Origin of the sequence: Pseudomonas sp. BJa5 (genome assembly GCF_030272875.2) — a bacterium.
Lineage (GTDB): Bacteria > Pseudomonadota > Gammaproteobacteria > Pseudomonadales > Pseudomonadaceae > Aquipseudomonas.
In genome coordinates this window covers 1-288 of sequence record NZ_JALRNG020000125.1, presented here as the reverse complement: position 1 = coordinate 288, position 288 = coordinate 1, and the positions used below count along the sequence as shown (strand labels likewise).

At 60.1% G+C, this 288-nt stretch carries 1 pseudogene; it reads left to right on the top strand.

Features of this window, described 5'->3' with window-relative positions:
• Positions 1-26: 26 nt before the first annotated feature.
• A pseudogene (locus M2D63_RS25685) lies at positions 27-288 on the top strand (hypothetical protein); the annotation flags it as partial.

Below are 288 nucleotides of genomic sequence, written 5' to 3'. Positions count from 1 at the left end.
GCTGGTAAGTCGCCCAATTCCTCATTATGAATAGATACTACGCGTTGTTCCTGTCCGTAGCCCTGCTCCAGCGCTGTCATATCCTGGCCCCGGAATCCACCGCCTCCCAGGCGCCTGCCCTGGATCCCGCGCAAAAGCAGGCGGACAAACCCGTCGTCTACGGATCGTTCAGACAGGACACCGTCTACAACCTGCTGACCGCCGAGCTTGCCGGCCAGCGCGATCGCTTCGACATCGCCCTGGACACCTATGTCAGTGAGGCGATAAAGACCCAGGACCCGGGGATTT